The sequence below is a fragment of the Deltaproteobacteria bacterium genome (genome assembly GCA_016874775.1).
Lineage (GTDB): Bacteria > Desulfobacterota > Binatia > Bin18 > Bin18 > VGTJ01.
Genome location: VGTJ01000227.1, coordinates 1 through 8,282 on the forward strand (window position 1 = coordinate 1; position 8,282 = coordinate 8,282).

9 protein-coding genes and 1 pseudogene are annotated in these 8,282 nt (G+C 52.7%); 8 read left to right on the forward strand and 2 right to left on the reverse strand.

Features of this window, described 5'->3' with window-relative positions; translation table 11 throughout:
* Positions 1-70 precede the first annotated feature (70 nt).
* From FJ147_25530 to FJ147_25560, 7 genes and pseudogenes are all read left to right on the forward strand, one after another.
* Complete coding sequence (locus FJ147_25530; GenBank protein MBM4259249.1) at positions 71-703, forward strand: hypothetical protein; 633 nt, start codon at positions 71-73, stop codon at positions 701-703.
* 215 nt (positions 704-918) lie between these two features.
* Positions 919-1,413, forward strand: coding sequence for a helix-turn-helix domain-containing protein (locus FJ147_25535; protein ID MBM4259250.1), 495 nt, complete (start codon positions 919-921; stop codon positions 1,411-1,413).
* A gap of 174 nt (positions 1,414-1,587) precedes the next feature.
* Positions 1,588-2,103, forward strand: coding sequence for a hypothetical protein (locus FJ147_25540; GenBank protein MBM4259251.1), 516 nt, complete (start codon positions 1,588-1,590; stop codon positions 2,101-2,103).
* A gap of 18 nt (positions 2,104-2,121) precedes the next feature.
* A pseudogene (locus tag FJ147_25545) lies at positions 2,122-2,316 on the forward strand (hypothetical protein).
* Positions 2,317-2,477: 161 nt separating this feature from the next.
* A complete protein-coding gene (locus tag FJ147_25550) occupies positions 2,478-3,188 on the forward strand; it encodes a hypothetical protein (GenBank protein MBM4259252.1) in 711 nt (236 codons plus the stop codon).
* A 52-nt stretch (positions 3,189-3,240) separates the two neighbouring features.
* Complete coding sequence (locus FJ147_25555; protein ID MBM4259253.1) at positions 3,241-3,558, forward strand: hypothetical protein; 318 nt, start codon at positions 3,241-3,243, stop codon at positions 3,556-3,558.
* A 198-nt stretch (positions 3,559-3,756) separates the two neighbouring features.
* Positions 3,757-4,434, forward strand: a complete 678-nt coding sequence (locus tag FJ147_25560; protein MBM4259254.1) for a glycosyltransferase — start codon at positions 3,757-3,759, stop codon at positions 4,432-4,434.
* Positions 4,435-4,486: 52 nt separating this feature from the next.
* On the opposite strand, the gene FJ147_25565 is transcribed toward FJ147_25560, so the two are convergent.
* Positions 4,487-5,413 (reverse strand): class I fructose-bisphosphate aldolase, encoded by a 927-nt coding sequence (locus tag FJ147_25565; protein ID MBM4259255.1) that lies wholly within the window; start codon positions 5,411-5,413, stop codon positions 4,487-4,489.
* Between the two features lie 76 nt (positions 5,414-5,489).
* The gene (locus FJ147_25570) at positions 5,490-6,485 is read right to left on the reverse strand and encodes a class 1 fructose-bisphosphatase (GenBank protein ID MBM4259256.1); all 996 of its coding nucleotides are present in this window, start codon (positions 6,483-6,485) and stop codon (positions 5,490-5,492) included.
* A gap of 680 nt (positions 6,486-7,165) precedes the next feature.
* On the opposite strand from FJ147_25570, the gene FJ147_25575 reads away from it, so the two are divergent.
* Entirely contained in the window at positions 7,166-8,050 is an 885-nt protein-coding gene (locus tag FJ147_25575) for an alpha/beta hydrolase (GenBank protein ID MBM4259257.1), read from the forward strand.
* Positions 8,051-8,282: the final 232 nt, after the last annotated feature.

The window sequence follows — 8,282 nt, forward strand, 5'->3', positions numbered from 1 at the left end:
CCAAAGGCCTACAGGTCTCCGACGATGAGTTTCAAGCGCTCAATATCAAACCCGGTAAGTTTCATGGCGATTGGAACTATACGCTTCTTCCTCGCTCTTAATCGGTAACTTAATTCTTGCCCATGCATTAGCGCGTCAGGCGGGAACGCGGAAAGTCGCTTTTAAGGAACGCGACTGGTTCTTGTTTGTCATTGGCTTAGACCACAACCAATGGATCACGTGGCTTAATCCAGGCAACTCGTTTGCCTTTTCCGCGCAGATTTTCTACACCCGGCGCAACGGGCAGGATACGAATTTCAACGATAAAAGCCAACCGTTTGGGATCTTTAACGACCGCGATCAGGTAGCGAGTGTCAATCGAAACTTCCAGAAACCAGTGACCAATGCGGCGGTAGCAAATGCGTGCGGGCCGGGCACAGGAAGCGGTAGAGGGTGTGCATTAGCGAAAGCCCCGAGTCGTGACTGGTTGACGACCTTTTCGGTGAGTACACCGTACATGGGTGGAAACCTGCGGCCGAGTTTCACCTTCTTCTATAACTGGCATGGTAACTGGCTGCTTCAGCCAGGACTCGACTGGCGCTTCCGGGACCCCTTTGCAGTCAGTATTCGTTACAACGTGTTAGATGGACGTGGCAATGGTGGTTTAGGTTTCTTCAATCGTAAAGACAATGTGTGGGTCGAATTTCAGTATTTCTTGTACTAATTAGCTGTCAGCCAATTAGCGATCAGCTATCAGCACTCAGCTTTCAGCTCTTCAAAAAGCATTCAGCGATCAGCTTTCAGCAGTCAGCCTTGGTGAGAATCTTTCGTTCTTCTTTTCTGGCTCATAGCTGATCGCTGACAGCTGAGTGCTTTCTACGAAGCTGACGGCTGAACGCTGATTGCTGATCGCTGACACGACGAGAGGGAGAGAAGCCCATGTCATTTTTTTCTCTTACTTCTCAAGAGCGACAAGTGCTCGAAGAATTCGTGGCACGCACGGTCTTAAGTAACGAAGCCCGGCGTGCCCAGGCACTTCTTTGGCTTGATGCTGGAGAGAATTCACAGGCTATTGCCGAGCGTCTCCGGGCCACCCGACAAACGGTGTACAATTGGGCGGCACGCTTCAATCGGCGACGAGGTGAGAACGACACTTCTCTTCGTCTCGCCGACGGCAAACGCAGTGGTCGACCGTCCAAAGGGGTCGTACATATCGAGCTGACTTTAGAGAAAACCCTTGCCCAAAGCCCACGCCAGCTCGGTTACCTTACTGACAGATGGACGATAACCCTGCTACTGCAACACTTGCACAAGACTCATGGAATTGTCACAAATCGTGCGAATGTTGCAGCCGCCCTACATCGTCTCGGCAAGAATCGACACCCCTTGCCTATATTTATCGAGGAGTTCGATTTGGATGGGGTGACAGGCTGACGTAAAGACAGGACTACAGGGAAAGCAGAAGCGGTTTTCAGCTCTGTAGGGAAAAAACAGTCGCTCCAGGGTCTTAGTTTTTTCCTTCGGCCTACGCCCTTCAGCCTTTCTTCATCCCTGTAGCCTATGGTCTACAGCCTTTCCCCTTTCTTTTTTCTCCCTTATCCTGGGTGGATGAATTTCCACCGTTTGCAGAATCAACTCCTCGCGCTACTCTTCAGCCGCTTTCCTGGGCTGACCAAGCGTTGGCTTGCTGGGCAACAATTGGATGAATATGGGCCGCCGCTGTGGACGCCGCTGGTGAAACCGCTCGCACGATGTACAGTCGCAGTGGTTACGACGGCAGGAGTGCATCTGAAGACTGACGTGCCCTTTGATATGAACGATAAAGATGGCGATCCGAGCTTTCGTGTGATTCCTGGTGAGAGCGATCTGGACGAGTTCTGTATCACTCACGATTATTATGATCATCGTGATGCCGACAAAGATCTTAACATCGTCCTGCCGCTCACCCGTCTCAAGGAGTTAGCTCAAGAGCATATCATTGGCGCCGTTGCTCCGTTTCACTACAGCTTCATGGGGCATATCGATGGCCCACACATTCACCGATTGTCAACCGAGACCGCTCCGGAAGTTGCCCGCCGACTCACACAGGACAAGGTCGATGCGGTGGTACTGACTCCCGCGTGAGGGCTGTGTAACCGGTCCGTGGGACTGGTCGCCAGAGAAATTGAACGACAGGGTATCCCAACGGTGTCGGTGAGCATCCAACGAGAACTGACGGAAAAGACTCGCCCGCCGCGTGCGGTGTTCCTGCGTTGGCCGTTTGGCCATCCGCTGGGTGAACCGTTTAATGCGGCACAGCAGCGTTGGGTGCTCTTAGATGCCTTGCGGCTATTGACCGATGCGCAGACGCCGGGGATGATTGTCGACCTCCCGTACCTGTGGCGACGGCCGGGGCCGTGGAACACAGTGAACAGTGCCGAATAAAAAAAAGGCCGAAGGCTGAATGTAGGGGACTACAGGAACAACGACAAACGTAAGGATAAGGAAAGGCAGATAATATGAATCGACTCCTGCTGGCGCTTGTGATTTTCTGCGGTGGTATGACTGGTGTTTCATTAGCGCTTTCCGAACCCTCAATGGAACAGCCAATCCTGGTGCGTGCCGACACCAAAGAAATACAAATTTTTGGTCGCATCTACGCGCAACGTTTTAACGCAGCGCACGGTGAACAAGCCCATTACCATTTCCTGGTCTGGCATAAGGGAACCTCACCGACAGCACTGATTGAGACACCGGTCGATGATCTCGACTTTCATGCTGAGTTGGCAAAGTTGGGAGCAAAACCAGGAGACAACTTGACGATGGCATCGTGGACTGAGCGGAAGCATGATGACCACGCTGCGCCACAGGAGAAAGTGACAGGGAGCGAAATTGTGATTCGTGTGGCATGGAAGGAGAAGCCAGAAGGAGTTCCAGTCGCTGACGTCTTTTCCTCGACTTCGCCTGCTGATCTTCAACCGGTGGCTTCGTGGCGCTTCGGTGGTAACCTTGACCGTCCATTTAACAAGAATCCGTTAGGGCCACGTCCGGGCTGCCTGGTGTGTTTGTACAGCTGTCCAAGTGGAAAAGTCAGTAACGGCGCATTGAGTATCCATGCCTACGTTGCTTCTCCCTCACGATTTGTGGCAAACACAGCGCTGCTGCCGCCAGATGGGACGCCTGTGATTCTCACGTTTCAGATTGTCCCTGACCGCCATAGTCAGCGATGATACGAAGCAGCAGCATCGTCTGGGCGGGTGTTGGTTACGCATGGAGGACAGCGTGAGGGAGCGGGACTTTACCTGGGATCTTGCCTTTGCCAGCGCCGAGGTCATCGAGGGCATAGAGAAGATGTGTAAGGCAGGGGCATACTCGTATAGAAAAGAAGAAGCCACTGGTGAGACGTGCTTTTCCCTCACGCTTCCTGATGGCAGTGCGACATTGCGCATTCGTCCGCAAGACCCTCGATATCCGGCATTTAATCCGATCTTGAAGTTTCAACGAACGACGCTGGCGGTCTCACTGGCTGGGGTCGGAGAGAAAACTGTCGAGACTTTTCATCGCCAGTTGACACTCGCCTTTCTACGGGCAGGAGGATGAAGCCAAAAATTAAGAATGAAAAATGCAAAGTGAAAAGTGTAAGAAGAAGAGGGAAGGCAAAAGGATTCTTCGCTCTTCTCTCAATGACATAGCCGTGGGGCTCCTGGGTAAAGTGCACCAATGTTCTGGGTTCCGGTTCAGGCCCACAGATTTCTCAATTTTTCATTTTTCACTCTTCATTTTTAGTTGCGTCAGCCCATGCGCCTCTCAATTATCATCCCCACACTCAATGAAGCTCCCTCAATCGTGCAGACGCTTACGCGCATTCGGCAGGAAGGGGAGTGTGAGTTAGTTGTTGTCGATGGGGGCAGTGAGGATCGTACGACAGAGCTTGCGCAAGCCCATGCGGATCGGGTGGTTCTTGCATCTCGCGGACGGGCCCGCCAGATGAATGCCGGTGCCGGTGAAGCTAGTGGTGATGCCCTTGTGTTTCTGCATGCCGATACCAAACCTCCGCCCCGGTTTCTCCAAGTGCTGACACACGCGTTCAGCGATCCTCAGATTGTGGGTGGGCGGTTCGATGTTCGCCTCGATGCAGAGGGATGGCCGTTCCGCATGATCGAGACAATGATGAACCTACGTTCCCGATTGACGAAAATCTCAACTGGTGATCAGGCAATTTTTGTTCGTCGTCAGACGTTTCATGAGATCGGCGGCTTCCCTGACCTGGCGTTGATGGAAGACATCGAATTCAGCCGGAGATTGAAGCGCGCCGGAAAGATCGCGTGCTTACAAGAACAGGTAGTGACTTCAGCCCGACGTTGGCAGCAGGATGGTGTCTTCCGCACGATCGTGCGGATGTGGACGTTACGACTGTGTTATTTCTTCGGTGTGCCAGCGGAGAGGTTGCGGGAGTTTTATGCGGATACGCGATGAGAAGAGGCTTCAAGCCACAAGCTAGAGCCTGAAGCCTTTCTTACCCTGGAGCTTACTTCACTTCCCCGGCATAAATCTGCATACACGTGCGTAAGAACGCCTGGCCTTCTGCTGGGAGACGCTGGAAGGAATTGCGGCCGATGATCGAGCCGAAGCCACCGCCGTCACGAATCGCGCGCACTTCATTGAAGAAGGATTCGTCGTTATCACTCTTTGCCCCACCGGAGAAAATCACAACTCGTTTGCCATTGAAGGAGCTTTGTACGACGTGCCGCACCCGTTCTGGCAAGGTTTCGATCGGAATGTGGTGTTTCTGATAAACTTTCTTGGCTTCACCTAATTCTATATGAGCACTTGGCAGCTTGACTTTCACAATATGTGCACCGAGCTGGCAAGCAATCTGTGCGGCATAGGTCACCACATCGATCGCCGTTTCACCCTCTTTGCTGAGGTCAGACCCGCGAGGGTAGGACCACAACACCATTGCCAGTCCTTTTGCTTTGGCTTCTTTGGTGATCTCTCGGGCCTGTTCGTACATCGTCTGTGCTTGTGAAGAGCCGGGATAGATCGTGAAGCCGACCGCGGTGCAGCCGAGGCGCAGGGCATCATCGACACTGGCTGTGACAGCAGACAGTGGGTCTTTTTCGTCATGGAGCACATCGTGGTTGTTGAGCTTAAGAATGAGGGGGATTTCACCGAGGAACTTGCTTACGCCGGCTTCGATGAACCCAAGCGGCGCTGCGTAGGCATTGCAACCTGTCTCGAGGGCGAGTCGGTAGTGATACTCTGGATCATAGCCAGCAGGGTTTGGTGCGAAACTGCGAGCTGGACCATGTTCGAATCCTTGATCGACCGGGAGGATCACCAGTTTTCCGGTGCCGCCAAGACGACCATGATTGAGTAATCGTGCAATATTCGTCCGTGTTCCAGGGTTATCACTTTCATACCAACTCAAAATTTCGCGGACACGTTCTGTCATAGGATCTCCTCCTTACATAGAGCAGTGAAACTGGTTGCTATCATGGTAAACCGACGAGTCAAGAATTCCCAAGGCTTTACCTGTAGAAAGATTCTGCCTGTGAGACATCATCTGCACTACCAATAAGCAGAGGCGTTCGCTGATGGAGGCTGGTTGGCACGAGGTCGAGGATACGGTGCGTGCCGTTGCTGGCATTGCCTCCGGCTTGTTCTGTCACCATTGCTAAGGGATTGGCTTCATACATCAGGCGGAGTTTCCCATCTTTGTTCTTGGGATCAGGGGGATAGAGATAAATCCCGCCCTTTAATAAGGTACGGTGAAAATCTGCGACGAGTGAGCCCACATAGCGCGCGCTATAGGGGCGGCCAGTGGTTTTATCGCTCTGCTGGACGTAATCAACATACCCTTTGGTCGGTGGGAACCATTCTGACCGCCGTCCTTCGTTGATGCTGTAGGTCGAGCCGCGTTTGGGAATACGAATATTCTCGTGGGAGAGCAAAAACTCTCCGAGTCCTGGCTCAAGGGTAAAACCGTGGACACCGTGACCAGTCGTGAACACCAGCATGGTGCTTGAGCCATAGAGGGAATAGCCGGCTGCGACCTGCTGGTTGCCAGGTAGCTGGAGGGCTTTGACAAGATCGGCTCCTTTCACCCCTTGTGGACGGCGGTGGACGGAGAAGATCGAACCAACAGTGACGTTGACATCGATATTGGAAGAGCCATCCAACGGGTCAACGAAGATCACATACTTCCCATTGCTGTTGCCAAGAATCTCGGCAGGTTGCTCCATCTCCTCGGAGACAACTTCAGTGACCAATGCGCCGTATTCAAAAGCGCTGAGAAATGCGTCATTAGAGATAGTGTCTAACTTCTGCACAACTTCTCCTTGGACGTTGACTTCCTCGGTTGCCCCGAGGATGCCGAGGAGGCCAGCGCGGCCGAGTTCGTAGGCGATCTGTCGAACGGCCAAGGAAATCTGTGACATCAGGATCGAAAATTCTCCAGTCGCGCCAACATGTACTTGTTGCTGTTGGAGAAGATACCGAGGCAGCGTGATAGCAGTATTCTTCATAATTCCCTCTTTACGAAGACTAAAATGCCAGAATTTAAAAAATGGAACACCCTTTTCTTGTTGTAGCACAGTGACGGGGAAAAAATGAAAGCCGGAAGGTCAGGAGGAGTGGATCGACAGGGAAGGGGCCGTGGGGGTGGTGGGGGTGGTGGAGGTGCCGCCTTCCCTGTCCGCGTCCGTAGATATACATCAGCAAAGGGTAAGAAAACTTAAGAAGAAATCCGCGGAAAAAAAACAAAGCTGAACACCGCGGTCGACACAGGAATTTGAGCCTTTCTGGCATGCGCTTGTCACTCTCTGTATATGACTGTGGTGGTCACATTAGTGTCGCAAAAACTGAGAGACCACATCTTGAGACCGATATGGCCACGGCATCAAATGAAACAGCCAAAATTGCATCCCCTCCACCCTTTCCGTGCTGGGGTGGTCCCCGTCTACCATATCACCAGGTGGCTTGCAAAGTGCGACGGAAGATAGAGGTGGAGACAGTAGTCAGCATGACAAAGCCAATGAAGAATGAAGAATTGAGGACAAAACCGGTTCGTGTTCGCTTTGCGTTTTGCGTTTTACATTCTTCCTTCTTCCTTCTTCCTTCTTCCTTGATTGCCCTTGTTGGCTACTGACTACTGACTCGTGTTTCAGATAAAATCGCCGCCAAAAGAAGCAAGGAGGGAAGTCATATGAATCAAGTCCCAGCTGACCTGCTTGAATTTATGGAGACACTACGGGTGCCAGAAGGGGTGAATCCCGCTGATATGCTACAGCGGTATGACGAGGTAATGAACGGGAATCCACCGTCGGTAGGCGCCGTGCATGATGGTGTTCTGCTTCGAGAGGTTGCGGGCTGGCGTTTGACGGCAGACATTTCTGTTCCGCATGGGAATGGGCCACATCCCGTGCTGGTGTATTTCCACGGCGGTGGTTGGACAATGGGCAGTCCGAAGACGCATCTTCGCGTCGGACGTGAATTCGCTGCAGGTGGGTACCTCACGATTAACGTTGATTATCGCCGTGCGCCGAAGCATCGCTTTCCCGCTGCTTTTGATGATTGCTTCTTTGCTACGCAATGGGCAGTGGAAAACGCTGCGAGATATGGTGGCGATGCCAATCGTCTTGCCGTTGGTGGAGACTCTGCTGGTGGCAATCTCGCTGGTGCAGTGTTAGCTGAGAGTATCCAGAAAGGAAGTCCGAAGATTAGTGTTGGTGTGCTGATCTATGGGGTATTCGAATATCATGAAACCATGAAAGCGCTCGGAACGCCGAAGCCTGATCAGCAGTTCTATCTCCCAGTCGAGCAGTATGAGACTTTACGCGGCGACCATCGTATCAGTCCGCTGAAGAGTGCGGCGAAGTTTCCACCGTGTTATGTCGGTGTGGGGACCAAAGACCCAATTTATGCTGAGTCAATAAAGATGGCCGAGGCGTTGAAGGCCGCCGGAGTTGATCACGACCTGCAAGTGATCGAAGGCGCACCGCACGGATTCTTTCAACTGACACCATTGCCTGCGTATGCAGCGGGGTACAAACGCGCGCTGGCGTTTATGGATAAGTATCTTAAGAAGTGAGGGAAGGCTTGAGGCTATAGGCTTCAGGCTTTAGGGAAGATGGAGGCGGAAACTAAATTGGTCCACGGAAGATTGGTACAGCAGAGTTGTCACCCCGAGTGTAACGAAGGGTCTCGCAGAGGGATTCCGCGCTGCACTGCTCAGAAACACACTCTCAGGCCGAGACGGGCTGGGGGAGGAGCGTGAACCCCAACCGGGCGGCGGTCCGTTTGAGGTGGCGAAGGGTGCGTTG